11 protein-coding genes are annotated in these 26,787 nt (G+C 62.6%); 5 read left to right on the top strand and 6 right to left on the bottom strand.

The annotated features are described in order from the left end of the window. Window positions 1–141 precede the first annotated feature (141 nt). The 4 genes from OZ411_RS31470 (at window position 142) to OZ411_RS31455 (ending at window position 14,483) form a co-directional block, all read left to right on the top strand. Window positions 142–11,655, top strand: coding sequence for a filamentous haemagglutinin family protein (locus OZ411_RS31470; protein WP_282531073.1), 11,514 nt, complete (start codon window positions 142–144; stop codon window positions 11,653–11,655). Between the two features lie 560 nt (window positions 11,656–12,215). Continuing rightward, the gene (locus OZ411_RS31465) at window positions 12,216–12,917 is read left to right on the top strand and encodes a TonB family protein (protein ID WP_282531072.1); all 702 of its coding nucleotides are present in this window, start codon (window positions 12,216–12,218) and stop codon (window positions 12,915–12,917) included. After that, a complete protein-coding gene (locus OZ411_RS31460; protein ID WP_282531071.1) occupies window positions 12,914–13,432 on the top strand; it encodes a sigma-70 family RNA polymerase sigma factor in 519 nt (172 codons plus the stop codon). The genes OZ411_RS31465 and OZ411_RS31460 overlap by 4 nt, the downstream gene beginning before the upstream one ends. A gap of 280 nt (window positions 13,433–13,712) precedes the next feature. Then, window positions 13,713–14,483 carry a FecR domain-containing protein gene (locus OZ411_RS31455; protein ID WP_282531070.1) on the top strand — a complete coding sequence of 257 codons (771 nt, stop codon included), beginning with the start codon at window positions 13,713–13,715 and terminating at the stop codon, window positions 14,481–14,483. A 33-nt stretch (window positions 14,484–14,516) separates the two neighbouring features. Here OZ411_RS31455 and OZ411_RS31450 read toward each other — a convergent pair whose 3' ends face one another. The 3 genes from OZ411_RS31450 to OZ411_RS31440 form a co-directional block, all read right to left on the bottom strand. Further along, on the bottom strand, window positions 14,517–15,986 hold the full coding sequence (locus tag OZ411_RS31450; protein ID WP_282531069.1) for a class II fumarate hydratase: 1,470 nt from the start codon (window positions 15,984–15,986) through the stop codon (window positions 14,517–14,519). Window positions 15,987–16,148: 162 nt separating this feature from the next. Next, window positions 16,149–17,471: a cation:dicarboxylase symporter family transporter gene (locus OZ411_RS31445; protein ID WP_282531068.1), complete on the bottom strand. Its 1,323-nt coding sequence runs from the start codon at window positions 17,469–17,471 to the stop codon at window positions 16,149–16,151. 81 nt (window positions 17,472–17,552) lie between these two features. Then, complete coding sequence (locus OZ411_RS31440) at window positions 17,553–18,920, bottom strand: adenylosuccinate lyase family protein (RefSeq protein ID WP_282531067.1); 1,368 nt, start codon at window positions 18,918–18,920, stop codon at window positions 17,553–17,555. A gap of 141 nt (window positions 18,921–19,061) precedes the next feature. Here OZ411_RS31440 and OZ411_RS31435 point away from each other — a divergent pair, with 141 nt between their 5' ends. Further along, window positions 19,062–19,811: a GntR family transcriptional regulator gene (locus tag OZ411_RS31435; RefSeq protein WP_130579777.1), complete on the top strand. Its 750-nt coding sequence runs from the start codon at window positions 19,062–19,064 to the stop codon at window positions 19,809–19,811. A 166-nt stretch (window positions 19,812–19,977) separates the two neighbouring features. On the opposite strand, the gene OZ411_RS31430 is transcribed toward OZ411_RS31435, so the two are convergent. From OZ411_RS31430 to OZ411_RS31420, 3 genes are all read right to left on the bottom strand, one after another. After that, the gene (locus tag OZ411_RS31430; protein ID WP_282531066.1) at window positions 19,978–22,539 is read right to left on the bottom strand and encodes an ATP-binding protein; all 2,562 of its coding nucleotides are present in this window, start codon (window positions 22,537–22,539) and stop codon (window positions 19,978–19,980) included. Window positions 22,540–23,297: 758 nt separating this feature from the next. Next, complete coding sequence (locus OZ411_RS31425; RefSeq protein ID WP_282531065.1) at window positions 23,298–26,408, bottom strand: proton-conducting transporter membrane subunit; 3,111 nt, start codon at window positions 26,406–26,408, stop codon at window positions 23,298–23,300. Continuing rightward, window positions 26,402–26,761, bottom strand: coding sequence for a sodium:proton antiporter (locus tag OZ411_RS31420; RefSeq protein WP_282531064.1), 360 nt, complete (start codon window positions 26,759–26,761; stop codon window positions 26,402–26,404). The genes OZ411_RS31425 and OZ411_RS31420 overlap by 7 nt, the downstream gene beginning before the upstream one ends. Window positions 26,762–26,787: the final 26 nt, after the last annotated feature.

Here is a 26,787-nt window from a genome sequence, read left to right as displayed (position 1 = left end):
CGCCGGTAACGGACCCCGGCGGAACTGTCATCAAAACTTCATAACATTCTTCTGTGGGGTCGCGCCTCGGGAAACGTCTCAGCACCGAGGCCCGTGGCTGCGCTCCTGCCGCCGCGGGCTGCTGTTGTCAGAGGTGCCTGCATGTCCATTCGTCCGTCGTCCGTCCGCTCCATCCATATGTCGTCCGGGCGCGCGTTGCGGCGGGGGCTGCTTCTCGCGACGGTCAGCATGGCGGCGTTGTCCGCGGCGGGCTCGGAATCTCTGGCGCGTCCCTTAGGGAGCTATGCACAAGGCTCGTCCGGCGCTGCCGCAGCGGCGGCCCAAGGCGCGATACAGGCCGCACGGCAAGCGCAGGAGTCGATCAACCGCGCGACGCTCGCGATTCAGGCAAGGCAAGCGGCGCAGAACGCGGCGAGGGCGGCGGCGCTCGCAGCAAGGCCAAGTGGTATCCCGGACGGCCTGCAGCCGGGTGGCCTGCAGATCGGGGCGGGGGTGCGGATGCCCGGCGGCGGCATCAATCCGGATCTCTGGCGCGGAGCGGACCTGCCGACCGAGACCGTGAGCGGGGATCGCACCCAAGTGAGGGTCGATCAGACCCAGCAGAAAGCGATCCTGACCTGGGACAGCTTCAACGTCAGCGAGCGCACGGATCTGCGGTTCAATCAGCAGGGTCGCGCCGACTGGTCGGCCCTGAACCGGGTGCTCGATCCGACGGCGGCGCCGAGCCGCATTCTCGGCACCATCAAGGCCGACGGCGCCGTCCACGTGATCAACCGCAACGGCATCATCTTCGACGGCAGGAGTCAGGTGAATGTCGGCAGCCTGATCGCGTCGTCGCTCGATATTCATGGTGGCGCGATCGAATATCAGGCGGGCGCGACCGAGCAGCAGAAGCTTGCGGCACGCAATCAGCGCTTCATGGACGGTATCTTGGCCGCTAATCCGCCGTCCAACGCAAGCGTGCCGCTGACCTTCTTCGACGGCACGAACATGAACGCGGTTGCCGACCGCACGAAGCCTGGTGAGACCTTCGCGGCATATGATGGCGTGACGGTGGAGGCGGGCGCGCAGATCGCCGTCGGCAGTTTCGGTCAGGCGGTGCTGATGGGCCACAACGTGGTCAATCGCGGTCGGATCGATGCGCCCGACGGTCAGGTGCTGATGGCGGCCGGGCGCGGCGTATTGCTGCTCGACGGCACCAAGCGGGATGCGCTCAAGGACGGGTGGGGCGCAGATATCGGTGGTCCGCCGATCCGCGGCTTCCTTGCGGGAGTGGATCGTGGCGGCTTCACCGAAAACTCGGGCCTGATCATCACCGAGCGCGGCAACATCACGCTCACCGGCAAGAACGTCAGCCAGGACGGCGCGCTGATCTCGACGACGGCAGCGGAAGCCGCGGGATCGATCCTGATCCAGGCCCAGTCAGGCATGGTCAGGGGCACGAACCATACCCGGGATCTGACGGGAAATCCGAACAATCCCGCCAGCCTGACTGAGGGTATGTTCCCGAACATGACCGGTGAGGGAGGTGCCGCGGAATTTGGCGAGGGCAGCTACGCGGCCATTCTCCCGGATTTCAGCGGCGAGAAGGTGGTCGGCAATCCCTACAAGCCGTCGACGGTCGACGTCTACGGCAACAGCATTGTATTCCGGAAAGACGCGGTGTTGTTTGTTCCCGCCGGCGACATGCGTCTTGTTGGCGTGAAGAAAGACGGGCGAAATTCATCAACGCTCAACGACAGCCGGATCTACATCGACTCTGGCGCAATCCTCGATGTCTCAGGATTGCGCGACGTCGAGATCGCAATGGAGCAGAACACCATTCGCGCCGAGCTGCGCGCCAACGAACTGCGCGACAACCCGGTGCTGCGTGATGGCAGCCTGCGCGGCACGACCGTCTATTTCGACGCCCGCTACGGTGCCAAGCTGACGGACGGAACGGGCGTTGCCGATCTGTCCGGCTACTACGATCTGATCCCGCGCGATGTCGCCCAGTTCATGACGGTCGGCGGCAAGATCTCGATGGCCGGCATGGAGGTAATTGCCCGCGAAGGATCCGTTATCGACCTGTCGGGCGGCAGCGTCCGCTACCTCGATGGCTACGTGCGCAGCACGCGCCTGATGACGGCAGGCGGCCAGTTGGTGCCGATCGAGCAGGCGCAAGCCGGCGTGGTGTACCTCGGCGTGGAGGGCGATTTCATTCGCAACCATGAACGCTGGGGCATCGTCGAGCGATACGTGTCGCCTTTCGGCAGGACCGGGGCCAGATTCGAAAAAGGATACACCGAAGGCCGCTCGGCAGGATCTCTGTTGCTGAACAACGTCGTCACGGCCACCTTGGGCGGAGGCGACAACGTTTCCACCGATGCCATTCGTATCTTCGATGGCGAGGTCCGCGCCGATGTCGTCGTCGGCGAGCGCCAGCGCGATGCCTCGACCGGAGCCGGCGTCACCGATGTGACGCGCATCTGGCACGAACGGCCGAGCCTCGGGACGCTGAATATGGGCTCGAACTACAGGATCATCACCTCTCAGTTCGACGCCAATCCGATCGGCGGCAGCATCATCATCGGCAGCGATGGCCCGCGGCTCGGCAAGGACTTTGGTGCCGACACCGCTCTTCTGGACTACACGCACGATCTCGCATCGCTGTACGGCTCCGTACAGGCCTATCAGCATGTGCTGCCAGAAGCATGGTTCGACGGCTCGACTTTCGGCAACGTCACGCTGATATCCGGCGGCGGCAAGAACGGCGTTCTGACGGTCGGCGAAGGCAAGACCGTTGACGTCGGCGCTTTCGGCTCCTTCACGTTCGTCGGCCGGCAGGCCGAGATCGACGGCGCGATCAGCGCGCCGGGCGGAAAGGTGCACGTCGAAGCTCTGCGTTCGACGTCGCCGGCAGGATCGACGTCGATCGCCTGGGATCAGATTCCGGAAATCGAACGTCCGATCATTCATCTGGGCGAATCCGGCGTCATCGACGTTGCCGGGCGCTGGACCAGCGATCGTTCGGGTGCGAGCAACGTGTCGCCAGTCGTCAATGGCGGCAAGGTCGAATTGATCAGTCGCAGCATCATACTGGACAAGGGTTCGCTCATCGACGCAAGTGGCGGCGCGCACTTGTCGAGCAACGGGAAGGTCGAGGCGGGCAATGGCGGGTCGATCCTGATCGATACGGTCACCCCATACATCAGCACGAGCAGCGCCGCAGGCCTCGCGAACGGGCGGCTCGAGATGAACGGCGATATTGTTGCCTATGCGCCAGGCAGAGGTGGCTCGCTCACCATCGATACGCCTGACGACGTGGTCATCAGTGATCACACGGTGTTGTTCGCGGATGGGGTCCTGCCTGCCGGAACGGCCGCGCCGCGGAACATGATGCTGGCGGCGGACTTCACCCTGAAGACGGGTGATGTGCTGCCGGTCGATTTCCAGTACGTGTTGAACAGGCTGGCTGCAGGCGAAAAGGCGCCTGTCGACGTAACCCTGTCAGGTCCCACCACCACCATCGGATCTGGCGGCTTCGTCGTTCCTCCGGGGATGAGATACCGCAAGTTTCCGCTCTCCACCTATTACGGCGCAGGAGAAACCATTCCAGCCGGGACGAGGGTCTACGGCACGCCCACACTGGCAAAAGGCTTCGCGCTTCCGATCAATCTATTCCCGAACGGCAGTGCGATCACCGCCGTGACCTTGACCAAGCCGGCTGGCTCCGTGGCCGACGCACCGCTCACCCTGAAAGCAGGGACGATCATTCCCACTGGCTCCGTTCTCTCCTCCGCGAGCCAGGTCGTTGCACCAAGGGTCCTTGCCGCCGATTTCTTCACCAAGGGGGGCTTTGCAAGCTATGCGCTGAGCGGCGCGCGGGGCATGACGGTGACGAGCGGTACCGTCATTGCGCCGACAGTCGATATGCTGATGCTGAACGCCGCTGCAATCCAGGCGCCGAACGGCGCCAGGCTCTACGACCTGCTCAACCAGCAGAACGGCGTCGCGCTGCTCAACTCGTCCGAACGTCCTGCTGGTCTGCGCGACCAAATGGAGCTCACGCTCGGCACCGCGCCGTTCTCGCCGGACGGAACAGCACGGCCCGTGCGCGTCACCGGGGCATATCAGACCTCCGAGTTCGTCACGGTGGCCCGGCATCCGGGCGGGCTGGTGCTGGAGACCGGCGCCGAGATCCTGATGGATGCCAAATCCACAGTCCGGCTCGACTCGCTCGTCGATGTGTTTGTCGATGGTACGATCTCGACACCCGGAGGAACAATTCATCTTGTCCCCAATGGCACGCAATCAACCTATCTGAATGCGAATGTGCGCCTGGGCGCGAATGCCCGCTTGCTCGCAGGCGGCTACCAGGAATCCGTCCCGACAGCCTATGGCGAACGCCGTTCGGTCGAGGCGGGCGGCCTGGTTCAGATCGGCGTCCTGCCGGTGAACGGCGACAATCGTGCGACCCAGGGCGCGGTGCTGATCGATCCGCATGCGGTGATCGACGTATCCGGCGTTCATGGCGTTGCGGATCTGGACCGTGGCGGCGCATCGACGCTCTCGAACTCCGGCAGCCCGTACACTCCGGTCGAAGTCGATGGCGCGGCGGGGGCGATCACCATCTATGCCAATAGCGGCGTGATCGCTGGTGATCTCCGGCTGTCGCCCGGCGGCGCCAGCGGATATGGCGGCACGCTGACAGTCGCCACCGGATTCACCTATCCTCAGCTCTTCGCCATTGTCGTTGCGCAGTCTGCGCCGGCTGGATTTGCGGTCACGCAGAACTCGCTGGCTTCCGGCTATTCGTCGCTGCTCGTGGCCGCGGACGCGGTCAACCGTTCCGGCGCGGATGATCTTTCCCTACTGCCGGCCGAGTTCACCAACAACCGCGGCATCATCTTCGATGGCGACGTCACACTCGCGACGCGCCGTTCGATCACGCTTGCCAGCTATAATCTCAGCACCGGCGCTGGCGTTTCGGCCGTTGCCGGTTCGGTGAACCTGACATCGTCCTACGTGCGTCTGCAGGGCTACAGCTCGGATTACCAGGGTGGCATGTCCGCTCCGTCCGGCACGGACGGGCGGCTGACGATCCATGCCGATCTGATCGATATCAGCGGCGGCACCAAGCTCGGCGGCTTCGGCCAAACATCCTTCGTTGCAACGGGCGATGTCAGGCTTGCCGGCAATTCCGGCGTGGCCGGCACGCTGACGACCGCGGGCTCGCTCCTGTTCGATGCGGCCCAGGTCTACGCCGCGCTCGGTCGGGCCGGGCCGTATCTGGCGGACGATCCGCGCGAGCTCGCGGATACCAATCCGGGCTTCCTCGTCGATGCAGGCCGTTCGATCACGGTGCGCTCGAACGGCCGCGCGGCGCCGGTGCCATTCTCCTATGGCCAGCGACTGACCTTGCGCGCGCCGATCATCGACCAGGGCGGCGTGATCCGCGCGCCGCAGGGACAGATTCGGCTCGAAGCCGGCCAGACGTTGACATTGCGGCCGGGCAGCCTGACCTCCGCGTCGCTCGAAGGGCTCGTTGTTCCCTTCGGCTATCTGACTTCCGATGGTCTGTTCGGCGGGTACCACAAAGCGGGCTATGTGCCGACCAAGTCGGTGAAACTCGCCGGCGCCGATGTCGACGTCCAGCAGGGCGCGGTGGTCGACGTCAGCGGCGGCGGCGATCTCCTCGGCTGGTCGTTTGTCGGCGGCAACGGTGGATCGGTGAACGTCCTCGCCGACACCTCCGTCGAGCGCTACGCGATCCTGCCGAGCCTTGGCGCTGCGCCTGCGCCCACGAGTGACAATGCGCCCGCAGCCGTCGGCGGCACGGCGCCGCTGCAGGACAGCCGGCTGAAGGTGGGCGACACCGTCTATCTTCAGGGCGTCCCGGGCCTCGCGGCGGGTTACTATACGCTGCTTCCCGCACACTACGCGCTGCTTGCCGGCGGCATGCTGGTCGAGCCGTTCGGCAGCAGCTCCGCCGCAGCGTATCCTACCGTGAAGTTGGCCGACGGCTCGGTGCTGGCGAGCGGCTATCGTGCGGTCGCCGGCAGCAGCATCCGCGACGCCGGCTTTTCCCGCTTCAAGGTGATGGATGCGGCAACGTGGACGCAGTACAGCCAGTTCAACACCCTGTCGTTCAATACCTCCGCCCATGAACTCGCACAGGCGGCCGAGCTCCCGACGGTGCGAACGCCGCAGGACGCAGGCGTGATCATGCTCGCCGCCGGCAACAGCCTGAACCTCGCAGGCACGGGGCGGTTGGGCGCCAGCGCCGGCGGGCTGCTTGGCAATCTCGACGTCTCGGCGGCGAAGATCGCGCTTGTCAGCGGGGCAACCGCGACGCCGACGGGCGTGCTGCGCCTCGACGCGCATCAATTGGAAAGCTTCGGCGCCGGCAGCGTGCTGATCGGCGGGACGCGCGCCTATGGTGCAACCGGAACCACCGTTACCGTCGGCGCGAGCGAGGTCACCGTCTACGAGAACGCCGAGTTCTCCGCGCCTGAGCTCATCCTCGCGGCGTCGGGAACAGTCGAGGTCCGTAACGGCACGTCGCTCACGGCACAGGGGGTGGCGTCCGTGGACAGCAATCCGCTGCTATTGAGCGGCAACGGCGCCTTGCTGCGGCTGTCCACAGGAGAGCGCGTCGGCCTCGTGCGCACGGGAAGCAACGGCACCGCAGGCGTGCTCACCGTTGGCGACGACGCGGTGCTGCGGGCTGCGGGCTCGATCTCATTCGACGGTGGCAACGCCATCAACCTGTCCCCTCGTGCGGTCTTTCAGGCCGCGCAGCTCGATCTCGCCTCCGACATCGTCAATCTGGGCGACGTGCCGGCCGGCACCGCGGGGACAACCTTCACCGAAGGCATGCTGGAGCGTTTTGCTGCGGCTTCCGACCTGCTGATCCGCGGACACCATTCGATCAATCTCTACGGCGACTTCCAGCTCGGGCAACACGGCGCAGCCGGGACCGCAACGCTCAAGGCGCTGACGCTGGATACCGCATTGCTGCAGGGCGTCGGCGCGCCGGCGCGTCGGCCCAGCATCACCGCGCAGACGCTGGCGCTGCGCAACAGCGGCGCTTCGGGGACCTATGCCGGGCCGGATACGGCGGCCGCGCTGAACCTCGACGTTGATCGCCTGCTGCTTGGACCTGGTAATGTCGTACTCGGCGGCTTCCAGGCACTGCAGGGCAGAGCCGGCGAGATCCGTGCGTCTGGAAGCGGCACGTTCAACGTGATTACCGCCGGTGCCGCGGGCACGGGTGGCGTGTCGCTTGCGGTTGGGCGGGTCACGGCGGAGGCTCAGTCCGACTATGCGCTCGTGACCACGGGCAGCCTGCAACTGAACAAGGGCGCGTTTGCCGGCGCCGCTGCTGATCTCCCGATTGGCGGCCGCCTGATGCTGCAGGGCACGAGCGTCGTGTTCGACACCCAGGCGATCCTGCCGGCCGGCGTGATCGACATCCGCGCGACCAGCGGAGGATTGGTTGTTGGGTCCTCGGCGATGCTCGACGTCTCCGGCCGCGCCGTGGATTTCCGCGACGTCGTGCGCTTCGCCCCAGGCGGCGGCGTGACGCTTGTGGCGGCTGGCGATCTCTTGCTCGCGCCCGGCTCGGTCATCGACGTGTCGGGATCAGCGCGCGGCGGCGATGCGGGCTGGATCGATCTGACCGCTACGCGCGCGCAGATTGACGCCGTTCTCCGCAGCAACGTGGCAAGTGGCTACGCCGGCGGCTCCTTCACGCTCGATGCTGATCAACTTGGCAGCACTTTCTCTGACCTGAACGGCAGGCTCAACGCCGGCAACTTCGATCGCGACATCACCGTGCGTTTGCGCGCGCAGGATATTGCGCTTCTGGCCGGCGAGCGTCTTTCGGCGCATCGCGTGATGCTGCGCTCCGATAGCGGCTGGATCGACATCCAGGGCACGATTGCCGCGGCAGGCGACGAGGTGATCGCCGACGGCGGCGACGTGCGTCTGATCGGCGAAAAGGGCGTTCGGCTCCATGCCGGCGCCCGCATCGAGGCCCAGGCCGGGCCGACGGCGGCGGACGGCTATGCGCCGGCCAGCGGCTATGTCGAACTGGCCTCGACCGGAACGCGTAGCGGCCTCACCGACACGAAAGGGATTGATGTCGACGCGCGCGCCGTGATCGACGTGTCCGGTGGCCGTGAGGGCGGCGGCCGCATCCTGATGCGCGCGAACTACGTGCCGGTCGCCGGAGACGATCCGCGCAACGTCTTCCGCGTCGCGGCCGGCAACACCTCAACCTATGTGGGCGCGCGAGAGAAGGTTCTGGTCGGCGTCCACACCTATGACGTGGCTGCTGTCGATGCGGCGTTGGTGACGCAGGCGTTGGCTGACCTGCAAGCCATGCCGGCAAACGCGGTCACGGGCTTCGCCTCGATGGGCGGAGCGCTGTTCCGCAACACCAGCGGCGATCTGACGATCGCTGCCGATATCGATCTCGGAGGGGCCAGCCTGAACCGTCCGAGCTGGATGGGCTTCGAGGCCGGACAGGACATCCTGGTCAATGCCACGATCAGTGACAGCTTCGACAGTGCCGCAAAGGGCGCAGCCCTCAAGTCGGCCGCGCCCGATGCGGGAGTGACCGGGACTTCGTTCAACTTCAACTTCGACAGCGGTCGCGATATCGTTGTCGGCGCGGGCGAGATCATCCGCAGCGGCACCGGCGAGATCCGGATGGATGCGGGACGCGATCTCGTCCTCACCAGCAACACCTCGGTGATCTATACCGCGGGCGTGAAGACGCCGACCAAAGCAGGGTTTGTCGTCGGCGCCAAGCAGGGGGACTATCCGACCGCGGGCGGCAACATCATCCTCAACGCGGGACGGGACATCACGGCACCCATCGTCAGGCAGAGCACGTCCGCCTGGCTCTATCACTACGGCGAGACCAACTGGACCGGCGATCCCGCTGCATCGACCGTCAAGGACCAGACGAGCTGGTCGATCGTGTTCGGCAATTTCGAATCCGGCGTTGGCGCACTCGGCGGCGGTGACGTGCGCGTGCGTGCAGGCCGCGACAGTAGGGACCTCTCGGTCGCAATCCCGACGACGGGACATCTGACCACGCCGACGACACCGCAAGGCCAGGCCGGTCCGGTTGCCACCGCGCAGGACCTTTACATCCGCGGCGGCGGCAATCTCGACGTCCGCACCGGGCGCGATCTTCTCGGCGGCGTGTACATGCTCGGGCGTGGTCATGCGGAACTGAGCGCCGGCGGACGTATCATGGCGAGCGGCGCGCTGGCGCCGCTGCGGACCGGCAACTGGACCGCATCGCCGCCCTACACCACGACCACAGTCAGCATGCTGGTGGGCCTGATGGGCGCCACCGCCAGCCTCAGCGCGGTCGGCGGGGTTGCCATCGAAGGGATTTACGATCCCATGCTCATCGGACAGGTGGCCGGCAATCGCAACGGCAACGTCGGTTCCGCGTTTATGAGCTTCTCCGAACGCGCGGCCGTCGATGCGGTGTCGGTCGGTGGGGACGTCGTTTACTACGGCAACCCATGGCGGGCTCCGGATCTCAGCCTTGGCGGCGCCTACGAGGTGCAGGTGAAGACCGTCAGCACACCGGATCCGAGGCCGCTGTTGCTGGAGCGGTTGAACCTCCTGCCGCCGACCTTGCGGCTGGCTTCGCTGCAGTCCGATGTCTCGATCGCAGCCAAGGCGCGGACGTTCGGCATCTACGTGCCGATGCTGCTTGCGCCGGGGAAGTCTGGAACGCTCGAGCTTCTTGCCAATGACGATGTTCTGCTCGGTCAGGGGCAGATGATCCGGCTCGACGATACCGGGCTTGCCTATCGTCGCGGTCCGCTGGCGCCGTTCGGCACCGACAACAATGTCTGGCTGAATCTCGGCCTAGGCACTGCGCTGGCGCAGCCGATCGGGGCCAACACCAATTGGGAGCGCGGCTTCGATCTTCTCCACGCCGGCGATGCCGATCCCGTCCGGCTCTATGCGCTGAACGGCACGATCGGCACGATTCTGGGGTGGGGCGTGACCGCGCCGAAGCCGGTCGATGTCTACGCCGGCAAGGACATTCTCTACGGCGCGATCATCGCGCAAAACAACAACCCGTCACAGGTGTCGAGCGTGATCGCCGGGCGGGACATCATCCGTCCCCAGATCGCGTTCCTCGGGCAGGGCTCGTTGTGGGTCGAAGCCGGCCACGACGTCACCTTCAACGCTCACGACAATATCGGAATGCGCGGCGGCATCATGAGCACCGGCAACGTGCTGGTCTCGGGCTTCACCGAAACCCGCGCGAGCACCGACAATCCGAACCTGGCGCTTCCCGACAAGGGCGGCAACATCAATATCATCGCCGGCACCGCCGGCGGCGCGGACTATGCCGGATTCGTCGATCTCTATCTTGATCCACGCAACGCGTCCGATCCAGCGTTCCCGCTGTCTTATCCGACCAATGCGGGCAAGGTAGTGCGGACCTACGAGAAGGAACTGGCCGAGTTCCTCAAGGGCCTCGGTTACGACGACCGTCCGGCGGATGAGCAGCGTGTGCTGTTCGCATCGTTGCCCAGGCTCACCCAGCAGGCCTTCCTGCAGAAGGTGCTGTTCACCGAGCTCAAGGAGACCGGCATCGACTACAACAACGCGGACAGCCTTCGCTTCAAGCAGTACACCCGCGGTTATGCCGCGATCCAACGCCTGTTTCCGGTATCGCCGGACACCATGAGTGCTGGGGTCGGGGGTGATATAACGCTGCGTGGCGGCGTGGTGCAGACCCAGTCTGGCGGCGATATCAGCATCATGGCGCCCTACGGCAAGGTCGCCGTGGGCTATGACAGCGAGATCGCCAAGAATCTCGGATCGGGCGGCGTGGTCACGCGGCGCGGCGGCGACGTCCGCATCATGGCTGACGGCAGCATCGACCTTTACGTCTCTCGCGTCTTCACGTTGCAGGGCGGCGATCTGACGATGTGGACCTCGAACGGCAATATCAGCGCGGGCGCCGGCGCCAAGACATCGGTCTTCAACATTCCGCTGAAGTTCGCGATGGACAACGACGCACACGTCTCTGTCGACGCATTCGGCCTTTCGACCGGCGCGGGCATCGGCGTGCTGGATGCGCTGCAGGGTAGCGGCGATGCGGTGGCGCAGCAGCCTCCGTGGAATCCGCCGGCCGGCACATCGGGCGCCCCGCAGCAGGACACACCGGTGCGCAAGAAGAGCCGCATGGATCTGCTGGCCTTCCGCGGCGAGATCAATGCCGGCGACGCAGGCATTCGGGTGGTCGGCGACTTCAACATCGCTGCGCTCCGCATCGTCAATGCCGCCAACATCAGTGTGTCCGGGGCGGCGACGGGGCTTCCGACCGTGCAGGCGCCGAACATCGCCGGCCTGACCGAAGCCTCCAACGTGGCCGGCTCCGCCGCGCAAACGGCGACCTTGCCAGCAGCAGCGCGCGGCGGCGAGCAGCCTTCGATCATCATGGTCGAATTCCTCGGCTTCGGCGGCGGCGACGGCAGTCCTGAAAACGAAGAGCAGCCAGGCCGCAAAAACAGGCAGAGCTACGACACCAACAGCGTGTTTCAAGTGGTCGGCAACGGCACTCTGACGCCCGAACAGGCGCAGGCCCTCACCGACGAGGAGAGACGGAACTCCGCTCGTTGATCGGCAAATCCGCGGAGATAAGGTATCGCAGCTTCGGGTAGCGTGGGGAAAGGCGGTAGCATAACCGTCTCGACGCTCACCGACCCGTCTAGAGCATATTCGGTTCTGATTGAATCAGAACCGAAGCTCTAGATTCTTGTTTTGACGCGTTTCCCGCCTGAGCTGCTTGCATCACCAAAGCAATGAGCGTGCGGCCTGCGGGAATCGGCAGCCAGCGGTGGAAACCCGGCAGGCGCACTCACTTGTCATTGAACAAGGATGCCCTGGTCCCTCGTAGCGCCGAGCGGCCGGGAATATCGTTTGCCGGCTGTCCTGGGCGGTCTCCATCATCAATATGCCCGGATTTGATTTGCGACAAGGACGGCCTCGATATTCTCGGTGACGCCCGATCGAAAGTGTTGGCAATGTGGGCGAAATGTATTTCATGCAATCGATCGCTTTGACGCGTCGAGCCAAACATGGACCGGCTGTTCATCGTTCACGATGTGTCCGCCGCGGCGCCCTGACATCTGAGTGTAACACAGCTTGCCTAATGTCGGTCTTGTGTGAAGGTTCTGTGAATGGGGATCGTGTTGACTGGGATTGTGCCGGTATCCGCGCAGTCCCGGCGCTTTTTGTTGTGCGGTACGCTGGTGTTCGTCCTCTCGCTCTGTGCGCAAACGACGGCTGCCCAAGAACGCCGCATTGAATTCAACATCCCTGCCCAAGCGATCGACAAGGCTTTAGACGCCTTCGGCGCCATAAGCGGCTTTCAGATCTTCTATGAAACCGCTCTCACCGCTGGCCGTCAATCGAAGGCGGTCAACGGTGTCTTTGCTCGTGAAACCGCCCTTCGTCTCCTGCTGGAAGGCTCAAACCTGACCGCTCACATCATTGCGGCCGACACGATCACGATTGCGCCGTCCAATACAACAGACGCTGATCTGCATCAGGCGAAGCGCGCTGCGGTCTCTTACTATGGCTTCATGCAGGCCGGCATCATGAGCGCGCTGTGCCGGAGCGCCACGACGAGGCCGGGCACTTACCGGCTGGCGATGCAGTATTGGATCGACGCCTCAGGGCGGATCACGGAGCTCCGGGTGATCCGATCGTCGGGAGACCAGCAGCGTGACGGTGCGATCGCGCAGGCAATCCGCACCGTCGTCTTTCAACCGCCGCTTGTGGATATCCCGCAGCCTGTCACGCTCGCGATCGAACCGAGCCCGCCTCAAGATCTTGCCGGATGTATGCCCGACCGCGTCGACGCAGAACGGGTGCGATGATGTCGGACACGGTTTGGGCTTCACTGCGACGAACGTTCTTCGTTCGCTATGACGAGATCAGAATCCGGCTGGCGCGCTCTCTTGGGTCGAAGGAGCTTGCCGACGACGCGCTGCACGACACGTATTTGCGTCTGCATCGCAGCGACGCGATTGGGGTGATCCAGCAGCCCGAATCCTATATTTTCAGGATCGCATTGAACGTTGCGACGGACAAGCGACGCGAAGAGCGGCGACGTGCCTCGCAGGCCGAAGTTCTGGCGTCGATCCGGCCCCAGGATGAAGCGTTGGACCTCTCGCGGGAGCTCGAAGCGCGCTCCGAGGTCGAGGCCTTGAAAAGAGCTTTGGCCGAGTTGCCGCCCCGCCGTCGTGCCATCCTGATCGCAGCCCGCGTTGATGGTTTGAGCCATGAAGTCATCGCCGAGCGATTCAACATCTCTCGCACAATGGTGCAGAAGGAGCTACGCCGGGCGGTCAGCCATTGCGTCGAACGGCTTGGGAAAAGTGAATCGCCCTGACGGTGAGCTGTGAAGGGAGATGAAACGATATATGAGGAAGAGAACATTCAACCCATGATTTTGAGCCATGATGCGACCGCAATCTGAAATCCTTCAAGGCGAAGCGCTGGAGCGGCTCATGCATGCGACCTCCGGGCATGCAACCGTCGCCGATCTGCGGGACCTGGAGGCGTGGCGGACGCGGAGCGCGGCGCATGCGGATGCCTATCGTCGGGCGCTGGGAATCTGGGAGTCGCTGGGAACTGCCGCGCGGGAAGCCAAGACCGCGGCAGATCACGTGATGATCGCTGGTCAGGTTCGCGCAGAGGGCAGGCCCGTCGGCCGTCGGGCTTTCCTGACTGGAGGCGCGGCGGCCGCAGCAGCCACGGTCGCCGCCGGGTTCGTTCTGCAGCCGCCGCTGGGCTTATGGCCGTCTTTGCCTGATCTGATGGCCGATTACCGCACCGGCGCGGGTGAAAATCGCGCAGTTGCGTTGGCCGAAGGTCTCTCCATCGAAATGAACACACGCACCAGCATCGTTCGTCGTCCTTCAGATGATGGGGAGGAGCGCATCGAGCTGCTTGCGGGCGAGGCGGCGATCGCTGCTGCACAAAACGCATCGAAGTCCCTGACCGCAATCGCCGCCGACGGGCGCGTGTTTGCGGCAAGAGCGCAAGCTAATCTGCGCAATGATGCCGGCGCGGTGCATGTCACTTGTCTCAGCGGCTCCGTGCAGGTCGAATGCGGTGGCCGTACCGCAACGCTTCGCGCGGGCGAACAACTCGCCTACTCCCCCCAGCTCGTCAGCCCCGTTGCTGTCGTTGATCCAGCGATGATTACGGCCTGGAAACGAGGATTGTTGATCTTCCGCGATGAGCCGCTGGCGCAAGTGCTCGACGAGGTCAACCGCTATTGGCGCGGAAGGATCGTTCTCCTGAACACCGATCTTGGTCACCGCCGTGTCACGGTTCGGATCGAACTGGCGCGTATCGAAGAGGTGGTTTCCTATGTTCGAAGCGTTCTGGGCGCGAAAGTGCGGACGCTGCCCGGCGGCGTCGTGATTCTGACGTAGCACAAACTTCACAAAAAAAATCGGGCGCGATGGTTAGCTGGATGCGCCCGCCTGCGGGACAGAATCGCGCTCATCGTTCGCATTGGAATTAGAATCGCTGCTATCGTCTCGGTTTCTGATCCCTGCCATGACATACGGATCGACGTGACGATCATAGTCCTCGGCGCTAACAAAACCGAGTGCCAGCGCAGATTCGCGCGGTGTCGTGGACTCGCTCAACGCCTTGGCGGTGATCTTCGCGACCTTGTCGTAACCAAGGATCGGATTCAGAGCGGTCGCGAGCAGAAGGGCGTTCGACACGTTCAAATCAAGCTGCTGCCGGTCGATGTCCAGCTCATGAATGAGACGCACCGCAAAGGTTCGGCTGCTGTCCGCGAGAATCCGGATCGACTGCAGGATGTTGTAGATCAGCACGGGTTTGGCAACGTTGAGCTCGAAGTTACCAGACGCGCCCGCTGCCGTGACGGTCGCGTGATTGCCGATCACCTGAAATGCGGCCTGCGTCACTACTTCGGCGATGGTCGGGTTCCGCTTGCCCGGCATGATGGACGAGGTCAGCCCGTCATGCGGGATGACGAGCTCACCCAGGCCGCAGCGCGGGCCTGAACCCAGAAACCGGATGTCGTTTGCGACTTTGAGAAGACAGACCGCAAGCGTGTTGAGCGTCCCGGAAACCTCAACCAGGGTGTCGTGTGCGCCCATCCCCTCAAACTTGCTCGGATTGGACGTGAAGGCCAGGCCGCTCAATGCGCTCAGTTCATCGCAGAACGCCAGATCGAAGCCGGCCGCCGCGTTGAGGCCGGATCCGACCGCGGTCCCGCCCTGCACGATGACATGGAGGCGAGGCAACGCGTCTTCGATCCGAGCGATGCAATTATCGATCTGCGTGTAGAAGGCCTGAAAAGCTTGCCCCATCGTCATGGGAACCGCATCCATCAAATGCGTGCGTCCGATCTTCACGACGTCGGAAAAGGATACGGCCTTCGCCGCGAGTTCGTCGCGCAGCGTTTTCAAAGCCGGCAGCAAGCGGTCGCGTATCTCCAGCGAGGTGACAATGTGCATCACCGTCGGAAAGCTGTCGTTGGACGACTGCGAGCAATTGACGTGATCGTTGGGATGGATCGGTGCCTTCGCGCCGAGTGGCTGACCCAGCATTTCGTTGGCGCGGTTGGCAATGACCTCGTTGACGTTCATATTGGTCTGCGTGCCAGAACCAGTCTGCCAGATCGTCAATGGAAAATGATCGTCGAAGCGGCCCTCCCGCAATTCCACGGCAGCCAGCTCGATCGGCCCGCCGATAGCCCGATCAAGCGCGCCAAGCCGAACGTTGGCACGGGCCGCCGCGATCTTCTGCAGGGCGAAAGCGCGACACAGACACACCGGAAAACGCTCGTCGCCGACTTCAAATACCCCGAGCGCGCGCTGCGTCTGCGCGCCCCAATAGCGATCTGCTGGCACTTCGATGGCGCCAAATGCGTCATGTTCGATGCGTGACTGGACCACGTTGGCTGTCCTCCCGTGGAGATCGAAACCGGCAATCAATTTCGCCGCAGTAAGTTGAAACTAGAGCATGATCCGGAAAAGTGGAGACCGGTTTTCCGAAAAAGATCATGCTCAAGCAAAAAGCTAGAGCGGGATGACGATTCGAAGAAAAGTCATCACGCTCTAGGGAGTTTCGACGCGCTTCCAGGCGGTCTCGTCGAACTCTCCGGCCAGCTTCGCGACGACCACCGTTGCCACCGTGTTGCCGATGACGTTGCACGTCGCAAGCGCGATCGAGAGAAAGCGGTAGACGCCGAAGATCAGCGCGAGGCCGTCGACCGGCAGAATTCCGGATGCCGTCACGGTCGCGGCGAAGACGACGAAGGAACCACCTGAGACCGTGGCCGCTCCCTTCGATGTCAGAAGCATGATCGCGAGAATTCCGATTTCCTGCTCCCAGCTTAGCGGCACGCCATAGGCATTGGCCAGAAAGATCACGCCCATCGACATGAACAGGGAGGTGCCGTCGAGATTGAAGGCGTATCCGGTCGGCAGGACGAGCCCGACCGTCTGCTTCGAGGCCCCATACGCCGGCAGCTTCTCCAGCAGGCGTGGCAACACGCTTTCCGAGGAGGCGGTGCCCAGCATGATGATGATTTCGTCGCGGATGTAACGCAGCAGCCGGAAGATATTGATGCTGAACATGGCGCAGACTGCGCCGAGGACCACCACAATGAACAGGATAACCAAGGCGTAGAACGTCAGCACGAAGTATGCGAGCGAAACCAGGACGGCCGTTCCATTGGAGCCGACGGCGTAGGCGACGGCGCCGAACGTTCCAATCGGCGCCAGGGCCATGATGATGTGGATGAACTCGAAGAACGCGGTCGAGATCGTGTTCAGTCCGCTCTCGATGGGTGCGCGCTTCTCCGGCGAGAGCGCCATCAGCCCGAAGCCGAAGATCAAGGCGATGACGAGAACCTGAAGCAACTCGCCGCGCGCGAAGGCCCCGACGAAATTGTCCGGGAAGACGTTGAGCAGGAACTGGTCGAATGTCGTGTGCGAGGTTGCCGCGGCCTTCGTCGCGGCTGCGGCGCCTTTGGCTGCTGTCGCGGGCGCAGTGACATGATCGAGGTTCTTGCCGACCCCGACGAGGTTTCCGAACAGCAGGCCAAGCGCCAGCGCAATCGTCGAGACGATCTCGAAGTAGATCATGGCGATCAGCCCGACCTTGCCTACCCGTTTGATGTCTCCGGCCGCGACGACACCGACGACGACCGTGAGAAAAACCAGCGGCGCGACCGCCGTCTTGATCAGCCGCAGGAAGATATCACCGAGAATCTTCAGAGAAGCGCCGAATTCGGGCCACACAAGACCAACGATGATTCCGAGAATCATGCTGACGGCAACCTGGAGACCGAGGTTCTTCCACAGGGCTTTCTTCGTTGGCTTGACGGTCTGTTCGAGAGCGATGTCCTCGCGCTGCGTTGTCGCCATGGCGGCCATGGTGTCCTCCTGGGTCATCTGTTGGGCTGAAGCGGCGCTCTGCGGCGCATTGGCGAGATCGGCTGCGGCGCGCCGGCGATGTCAGCCGCCGCGAGCGGCATTCGCGCCTGACATCTCCAAAACGCGATCGACCATCGGGCCGCACAGGCCCAAATAGTTCGCCGGATCGCAATGACGCCGGATCGCATCCTTGCCACCGAGGGCCTCGGCAATCTCCGGCACGTCCGCCAGAATGTCGGCGAGTTGTCCGCCGCCTTCGATGGCCTTGCGGCAGGCGTCATAGACGACGTCGTGCGCTTTTTGCCGTCCGAGCTTTGGCGCGGCTGCCATCATCACAGCCTCCGCAACGATGAGGCCTTGGGTGAGATCGAGATTGTCCAGCATTCGCCGCTCATGGACGACGAGGCCGGCGAGCATGAACCTGGCGTTGGCCAGCGACGAGGCCGTCAGCAGGAAGCTTTCCGGCAGGGACACCCATTCGAGATGCCAGGGGCCGGTCGCCCGCTCGAAATCGTGGATCATGCCGTCCAGCATCGCGGCGACGTGCTGCCGCACGGCCTTCGCCGCCGCGAGCATCAGCTCGCTGGAGATGGGATTGCGCTTCTGTGGCATCGTCGACGAGGCGCCACGCCCAGGCACGAACGGCTCGGAGACTTCGCCGAATTCCGACGCCGACATCAGCATCACGTCGGTCGCGATCTTCCCCAACGTGCCGGTGATAAGGCCCAGCAGAGTCACCGACTCGGCGATGCCATCCCGGGCGACGTGCCATGTGATCGACGGCTGATGCAGTCCCAGCTCTTCGCAGAACAGTTTCTGCATTTCGAGGCCGGCGGCGCCGACAGAGGCGAGCGTGCCGGCTGCCCCGGAGAATTCGCCAAGGAGGATGCGCGGCAGCGCCTGATCGACACGCTCGATATGCCGGTCGATGGAGGACAGCCAGACCGCGGCCTTGTAACCGAACGTCACTGGAAGCGCTTGCTGGAGATGGGTTCGCCCGGCCATCGGCGTGTCGCGGTATTTCCGTGCCATCGTCGCCAGGATGTCACGGACCTCGCGCAGGTCTCGCGCAACGATTTGAAGCGCTGCCCGGATCTGCAGAACGTTGGCCGTGTCCATGATGTCCTGGGTCGTCGCCCCCCAATGAACGTAACGACCAGCTTCACCCGCAGCTTCCGAAAGCTGATGCACAAGCGGAAGGATGGGGTAGCCGACGATCTCGGTTTCGTGGCGCAGCTTTTCGACGTCGATCTTGATGGAGTGCGCAGCCGCCTCGATGGCGTCGGCGGCGGCTTTAGGCACCACGCCCAATCGGGCTTGGGCACGGGCAAGTGCGACTTCGGCTTCGGTATAGCGCGCGATAAGCGCATCGTCGGCGAAGACCGCTCGCATTTCGGCAGTCCCGAACATGTCGCGAAACAAAGCCGAATCGAAAACTGTGCTGCCCATCCGTCGACCCCCCTTGGATCATTGTGTTATATTATGTTCGTACATATTAATATGTACGGACATAAAGGATGAGTCAACATCCTTTCTTGACGAATCCCACTCCCATTGGGCTTCCATTGACCGGATAGAACGGAGGCAGGTGTGGAAACGCGGTACGCTTACGTTGCTCGCCTGCTCACGGAGGCAATCGCCGGCGGTCGACATCCCATAGGTTCGGTTCTGCCCAACGAGTTCGAACTGGCCGAACAGTTTGCCGTGAGTCGCTCGACGGTGCGTGCCGCGATGCGCGAACTTCAGGCGTCAGGCCTCGTCAGCCGCAAGAGGAACGCAGGCACCCGCGTCGAAGCGCTGACGCCGCAGCGCAGCGGTGGCGGATTTACCCAGGCGCTCGAATCCATAGAGGCCGTGCAGCGGTTCGGCGTCGAAACCGAACGTCACGTCCAGCGGGTTGCCGAAGTCGTCGCCGATGATGCGCTGGCACGGGATCTCGGATGCCGGCCCGGGCGTCGCTGGCTGCGCATATCGAGCCTCCGCATGATCCCCGGCGATGCAACGAAGACCCCGATCTGCTGGACAGATGTCTACATCGACGACGCTTTTGCACGCGAGGTTCGATCGAGGATGGATGGCCATCGCGACATCTTCGGCACGCTGGTGGAAAAGATATCCGGCCGGCGATTCAGCGAAATTCGTCAGGATATCCGTGCGGTCGGCGTGTCCCATGACATGGCAGAGCCTTTGAAGGCCACGCCGGGCGCGCACGCGCTTGCGATCCGGCGTCAATATCTTTTCAGCTCGAACGAGATGGCTGAAGTATCGCTCAGCATTCACCCGGCCGATCGATACAGCTACACGACAAGGTTGATGCGGAAGGATTCGGAGCGGGAGTGAGGCGGCGCCGCTAGAGCGTTTTCGAGCGAAGTGGACACCGGTTCGCGCGAAGAAAACGCGTCAAAACAAGAATCTAGAGCTTCGGTTCTGATTCAATCAGGACCGAAAATGCTCTAGGAGTTCACTCCCGTGCATTGCGTTGAAACGTTCCCAGCCGGAGATGATTTCAGGCAGTGCCCATAACCACCTGCAGATATTGCGCCAGCTCCGCGCGCCGGAAGGGCTTGCCGAGAACGGGAAACTCGCCCTCTGCCCCATGGCGCGACAACGCGTCTGCCGCATTGCCTGACGTGAGCAAAATCTTGATGCCGCTGCAGAGCTGCTTCGCTTCGCGAGCCAGTTCAACACCGCTGATGCCTCCTGGCATCATGATATCGCTGAATAGCAGATCGAGGCTCTCGTTATCTCTCAGAATCCGGATGGCCTCGGCGCCATCCTGGGCACAGAGGACTTCATAGCCGAGCTCTCTCAGTATTGCTGACGTGACGTCCATGACATCGTGATCATCTTCGACCATGAGAACCCTGCCTGACCCTGCTGCCATGTCCGGGAGTTGGATGATATCCCTCCCCAGATCGGACATTTGGCCGGATCTGGGCAGATAGAGACTGACCGTGGTTCCCAGTCCGACTGAGCTTTCGATGGCGATATGGCCGCCGGATTGCCGGACGAACCCATAAACCATGCTGAGGCCGAGCCCGGTTCCTTTGCCGACCTCCTTCGTGGTGAAAAACGGTTCGAACACCCGATCCAGCGTGTCTTGCGGTATGCCGCAGCCAGTGTCGGTGACGGAGAGCTTGACGTACGATCCGGACGCGACACCGGCAATGGCGTCTTCGTGGAGGGTTATATTTCGTGCCTCGATCTCCAGTCTGCCGCCGTCCGGCATGGCGTCGCGCGCGTTCAGGGCCAGGTTGAGGAGCGCTGTCTCCAGTTGTGCCGGGTCAAGATGGCATGGCCACAGTTGATCATCTGCGACAAGGTTGATCTTGCACCTGTCTCCGAGTGCGCGAAGGATTAGTCCCTGAAAATCCCGAATGAGAGCGTCTATGTGGATGGTCTTCGGGTTCAGCTTCTGCCGTCGGGAAAAGGCGAGAAGCTGCGCGGTCAGGCTTGCACCCCGGTCGGCGGCTTTCCGCGCCGCTACTGCGAGTCTCCGGACGCATTCGTCGTCTGCCGTACGGCTCTCGATAAGTTCGAGATTGCCCGAAATCACCATCAGCAAATTGTTGAAGTCGTGGGCAACGCCCCCCGTGAGCTGGCCGACAGCCTCCATCTTTTGGCTCTGATGGAGTTGTTCTTCCATCAAGCGTCGTGCCTCGACGGCGTGCTTCTGTTCGGTGATGTCTCGAAACAGGATGACGATGCCTTCGCCGGACGGGAATGCATTGACCGCGTACCAGACATCTCGAAAGAACGTTTCGACAGACGCGGAGTTCTGTTCCGACATCGCCGTATGTGCTCGGGCCGAGAGGTTCTTGTCGGTCCAATCCGGAAAGATCTCACACAGATTCATACCGATGAGGTCATATCCCACAGCGAGCTGCGCCCTTGCCCTCTCGTTCAGATAAGTGATGTACCATTCCGTATCGACGATAAGGACGCAGTCGGTCGTGCTCTCGAATATCGTCGTGATCCGAGCCGCTGCCTGCTCGGCTTTCTCCTTGGCATCGTGCAGCTCGTGTTCGCGGTTCGCGAGCGCATCGGCCATGGTGTTGAATGCGTCGGCGACCCGGGTAATCTCTGATCGTTTGTCCCGGATATGCACTCGGCCCGCGTAGTCGCCAAGTCGCCATTGGTTGGCCGCATCAACCATTTGTCCCAGCGGATGCTGGATGAACCGACGGGCACCAAACCAGGTCAAGGCCAATACGACCGACGTGCCCAGGACAATCAGGAGGATGCCTAGCCGCGTACGACGTTGGATCTGACTGAAGGCCAGCGTCTTGTCGACGCCGAAGGTGACAAAAATCTCTCCGGCGTCTGCTTGCAGCGCTGTGTAGCCTACGATCCGCTCCACGCCGTCAATGTCGCGCGCGGTTGTTGTGCCCGAGTGATCCGAGCGCAAGTAATGGTCACCGGGTATCCTCCGGCCGACGAACTGGTCGTTACCAGGATAGCGTGCGAGGTACGTGCCGTTGCGGTCTCTAATGGCGAGGGCGGCGCCGGGGGGCGGGCCCTTCTGCGCGAGATAATGAGCCAGCCAATCGAGGCTGAGGGCGGCTATTACGACGCCGCCCATGTGGCCATCGTCGTCGTAGAATGGCAGCGCAAAGTGGAGGACGTTGCGGCCGGTCGCTCGGCCGTGCGCGAACTCTCCGACCGTAAACTTGCCGGTTTTCAGGACGTTGGCGAAGTAGGCGCGCCCGGCGGCGGTCGATGGCTTATAGTCGCTGGTCGAGTCGCAGAACGAATCGCCGTTCATGTCGACCACGATAAAATTAATGAATCCCGGATAGCGCTCCTTGATTCTGGAGAGGTAAGCCTCGCATCCGCGGGCGTCCTTCGCCTTTACCGCCGGAAGTTCCGAGAGCGCAATCAATGCCTGGCGAATTCCTTGGATGATCTGCTGCTGCTCGGCGGCGGCGAGCTTGGCAAGACCAAGCGCCAGCTCTTGCACTTCCATTTGGTGCGAGAAACGGAGGTCAAACTCATTGTACAACTGGATTGCGATTCCAGGCAGAAGCGCAAACGCCACCAGGGCAAACAGCCGCAACAATAAAGCCACTGCCTAGTTTCCAAGACGAGAAATCTGACGTGGCAGGCTGTAGAGCTCTGGCGCGCGAGGACGGCGCAGGGCGTCACGCCCACAGCACACCCCGGCTTCGCGATCGCTGTAATGGGTCCGGTCGACCAGCGGACGTCGTGCGTATCGCCTTCGTGTCATCTCTTACCCGTCTGCTGTTCCAATTGGGCAGGGCAGTACATAGGCTTTGTTACGATGCGATTTCGGCGTTTAGCGTTTTGTCACCGTGGCGACATATTTGTCGCGCCAACAACTAACGCCGCGTTCTCTGTTACAGTTGCAACGGAGCGCCGCTGGGATGAGCCGGATACTCGAAATAGAATGATATCGGCCTAACTGGACGGCAGGCATTAATGGCGTCGATTGCGTATCGCGGCGGTAGGAGATTTGTTGTCTGGTGCACCGCTTAGTCTGGCCGCAGCGCGGATCGCATTCCAGGAACTTGCTCGGCGCGACGGAGCGGCAGATCTCGAACGTGCTCAGCGGGCGGCGGATCGATGTTATGCCAGTCAAGATTATGCAGAGGGTCGGGCGGCTCAGCGAGAGAAGCGCAAGCCAGTCTTTCGTGGAAACGAGCCTGTTGCGATCGAGTCAATGTTTGGCGTAACCGGCAATCTCCTGCGTGCTCGTGTATTCGCCTGGCCTGCTTTCGATCAATCGCAGGAACGGGGTGCTGCGCGCCTCGCAACCACCTATTCTTGCGATATTGGCGCTGGGCGAGCCGGAAAGAGTCGCCTTAGCTAATCCGTCGGCCACAAATGGCGAAGGCCGCCGCCAGCGATATACAGAGCAAGAAAGTAATACAGAATGTAGAGGTTATAGGTCTGGCCGTTGCCCGTGTAGAGCATTCGGATCCGTTCCGCAGACGCCGTGGTGGCGGTGGCCAGCCCGCCCCAGAGCCCCTGGGCCCATGGAGGCGTCAGCATTGTGAAGACAGTCTTGAGGCCTTGGTAAAGGCTCGATCGCATGCCACCGATTTCGACGCGCGCAATGGCAGCCCACCAGCCGCTTCGTAGCAGCAACCAGAACAGTCCGAGCAATATTGCAGACACGATCACCGCAAACGCCATGACAGGCACCGGATTCCAGTAGCCGTAAATCATCTCCAGCGACATGCCTTGCCACACCAGCGTCGATGCGAATTGCGGATCGATCGCTTCGGAGATCGGGGCGATCAGCAGTTTCGGGAAAAACGACATCAGGAAAATGCCGGCGACCAGCAGAATCTGCGGTATCAGCAGGGTGATCGGCGCCTCTGTCAGGGCGTCATGCACAGCCTTGCGGGGGCCGAGAAAGATCGCCTGGATGAAGCGCGCCATGTACACAAAGCCGACAAAAGTCGCCAGCAGAGTCATCAGCGCCGGCCCGTACCAGCCCTTCTCAATCATTGCGCTCAGCAGCAGCCATTTGCCGCCGAAGCCGGCGAGTGGCGGCAGACCGGACATCGCGACAATCGCGATCGCAGCCGTTGTGAATGTGACGGGCATGACACCGGCAAGTCCGCCGAGTTCGACAATCAGCCGCTTCCCCGTTCGCAGGATGATCGCGGCAGCGACGAGGAACAGGATGCCTTTCACCAGGAGATGGTTGGCAACGAGATACAGTGCCGTCACCCAGCCAAGATGGCTCATCAGTGCGATCGCTGCCACGATGTAGCCAAGCTGGCTCATGCTGGAATAGGCCAGCATGCGCTTCAGGTCGTCCTGGCGCGCCGCAAGCATGGCGCCGGCCAGCGTGGTCAGCATGCCGATCCAGCCCATGACAAGTGCGAGATTCAAGCTCACTTCGGAGCGGATCGCGACATAGGTCCCGACCAGCAGCCCGAAGATTGACACCTTGCTGATGACGGCCGAGAGCAGGGCGGACACGTCGTCATCGGCTTCCGCGTAGGCGCCCGGTAGCCAGACGTGGACGCCGACGGCGCCGGCCTTGATCAGCAGGCCGATGGCCAACAGCACAAAGACCGGCGCGCTATCCGGACCCGCGACGCGCAGCGCCGACAGCGATACGCTGTCGGTCTGCGCCTGTAGTACAGCGAACGCGCACAGCAGAAAGAAGGCCGCGGCCAGCGAGAACAGCAGATATTGTAGTGCATGTGACGCGGCCTCGGTCCTTCGCAGGATCAGGAAATAGGAGGACAGCGTGATCAGTTCCCAGATGAAAATGAATTCGAGGCTGGTCATGGCGCGCGGCAGCGCCGGCAACGACAGCAGCATGACGGCAAGCAGCGGATAGAAGCCGGGACGGGGATCCGTGCGGGCGAGGCAGGCGATCGACACGACAAGGCCGCCAACGAGAAGGAGCATCGCGAACAGAAAGTTGATGCCGGACAAGCTGAGAATGAGCCAGGTGCCACCAGCGGACACCAGAACGAGCACGATCAAACATTGCATGCCGCTCGGCAGGCGAGCCAGCATGTACAATACAAGTCCTGCAGCAAGCGGCATGTACGCCCACGGAGCGGCAAGGCCGGCAAGCTCGCCGGCGAGGTACCCGCTCGCGACAAGAAGAAGAGCCATTCCGAAGATCGGAAACAGATCACTCTGGCCCTGCGGCTCTGCGTCTATCTCGGCGGGAGAGTGAAGAGCCAAGCTGAACCAGCGGAACATGTAGGCCGCTTCCAGAAGCGAGCCGACCAGGACAATGGCGATCCAGACGTAGAGATCGCCGGCCGCCAAGGTCATGATGAGCTGCCATTTCGCCCAGAATCCCGGGAACGGCGGCAATCCTGAGATCGCGACGATCAGTATGCCGAACACCAGGATCGTTCCCGGGCGTCGGGCGAGGACCGCCCAATCTTGCAGGCGTTCCTTGCCCACGTAACCGGCCAACCAGAAAAGCCCGACCTTGGCGAACAGGTGATTGATGAATAGCCCGCCCACCACCAAGAACATCGCGTCGCCGGCCTTGAGTTGGTAGAGCAGGGGCGCGGCGATCGTCAGCAGCGCCATCTGGCCGATCGAAGAATAGCCGAGAAGGCGCTGCGCTTTCGTCTGCTGGAGACCGATGAGGTTTGAGAAGACGAACGTAATCGCCCCCAGGACGGCGATGAGTTCGAGCTGGTCCTCGAACAGCGGCAGCAACTTGAGCAGGCCGAAAAAGACGCCCGCCGAAACACCGCCCGAGATGATCGCGGCAACGTCGCTGCGCGCGGTCTCATAGACATCGAGGCCCCAGCCGTTCGCGGGGAAGGGCTTCAGCTCCAGCAGCAGGCACGCCAGCAGGAAGATGAGTGCGGCGAAGCCGATCGGGCCTGTGATCGAGCTGCGGCTTGCGATCAGTTCGTCGATGTTCAGGATGCCAGTGGCGGCATAGAGCAGCAAGGTGCCGATCAGGAAGAAGGTCGAGGCCAGGACCGTTGCCATGAGAAACTTGAACGTCGCCGACAAAGCCTCGGGCGCGTCCCGCAGGCCGAGCAATGCATAGGTTGCGATCGAGACGATCTCCAGGAATACGAACAGATTGAAGAGGTCGCGAGTCATCACCATGCCCTGGATGCCCATGACCAGCAGCAGGTAAAGCAGCAGTGTCCCGTACCCTTCGCGCACGACATAGGCGGCGCCGAAAAGCGCGACGAGATTGACGCCGAAGGCGAAGATGCTTTCGGCGAGCCCCATGCGCAGATTGATCGCATAAGGCGGCTTCGCGCCTCCGGTCAGGATCTCAATGGGGGCGGCGCCGTTCAGAAGGACGAACAGCGCGTAGCCTGAGATCAGCGTCATCGCCGCGAGCGCAAGGACAAAGGCGGCGGCTACCCAGGATTTGCCGAGACGATAGAAGAGTGGGATCAGGAAGCCGCCACCCAGGCCCACAATGAAAATGTTGAGCGGGTGGAGGAGGCTCTCTACCATTTCGACTCCGTGAAGGCGTCGATTGACAGCGTTCTTTTGGCCTCATAGAGCCGGATCGCATAGGCCAGCATAACCGCCGTCACGGCCATACCAATGACGATGGCGGTGACGGCGAGTGCAGACGGTATCGGATCGACTGCGCGTGAGGCCGCTTCCGACAAACTCAGCGCGTGGTCGATGATCGGCGCCGTGCCATTCGCCACATAGCCGATTGCAACGATGACGATGTGGGCGCCGGTTCCCATCAGGGAAAATCCGATGACGATCCGCAGGATGTTGCGGTGTGTGAGCATGCCCCAAAGTCCGATCAGGATCAGGAGAAGGCCCGTTGTCAGAACGATGCTCGAGATCATCGGACGGTTTTCCTTCGTATGAGGCG

Source organism: Bradyrhizobium sp. Arg237L, assembly GCF_029990105.1.
Classification (GTDB): Bacteria; Pseudomonadota; Alphaproteobacteria; order Rhizobiales; family Xanthobacteraceae; genus Bradyrhizobium.
This window is presented reverse-complemented; position numbering and strand designations above follow the sequence as displayed.

Bases quoted from the DNA above. Each gene is read 5' to 3' on its own strand.
- OZ411_RS31455 (WP_282531070.1), top strand. From the start codon at position 13,713: ATGATCGCTGGTCAGGTTCGCGCAGAGGGCAGGCCCGTCGGCCGTCGG.
- OZ411_RS31420 (WP_282531064.1), bottom strand. From the start codon at position 26,761: ATGATCTCGAGCATCGTTCTGACAACGGGCCTTCTCCTGATCCTGATC.
- OZ411_RS31465 (WP_282531072.1), top strand. From the start codon at position 12,216: ATGGGGATCGTGTTGACTGGGATTGTGCCGGTATCCGCGCAGTCCCGG.
- OZ411_RS31425 (WP_282531065.1), bottom strand. From the start codon at position 26,408: ATGGTAGAGAGCCTCCTCCACCCGCTCAACATTTTCATTGTGGGCCTG.
- OZ411_RS31445 (WP_282531068.1), bottom strand. From the start codon at position 17,471: ATGGCCGCCATGGCGACAACGCAGCGCGAGGACATCGCTCTCGAACAG.
- OZ411_RS31460 (WP_282531071.1), top strand. From the start codon at position 12,914: ATGATGTCGGACACGGTTTGGGCTTCACTGCGACGAACGTTCTTCGTT.
- OZ411_RS31440 (WP_282531067.1), bottom strand. From the start codon at position 18,920: ATGGGCAGCACAGTTTTCGATTCGGCTTTGTTTCGCGACATGTTCGGG.
- OZ411_RS31470 (WP_282531073.1), top strand. From the start codon at position 142: ATGTCCATTCGTCCGTCGTCCGTCCGCTCCATCCATATGTCGTCCGGG.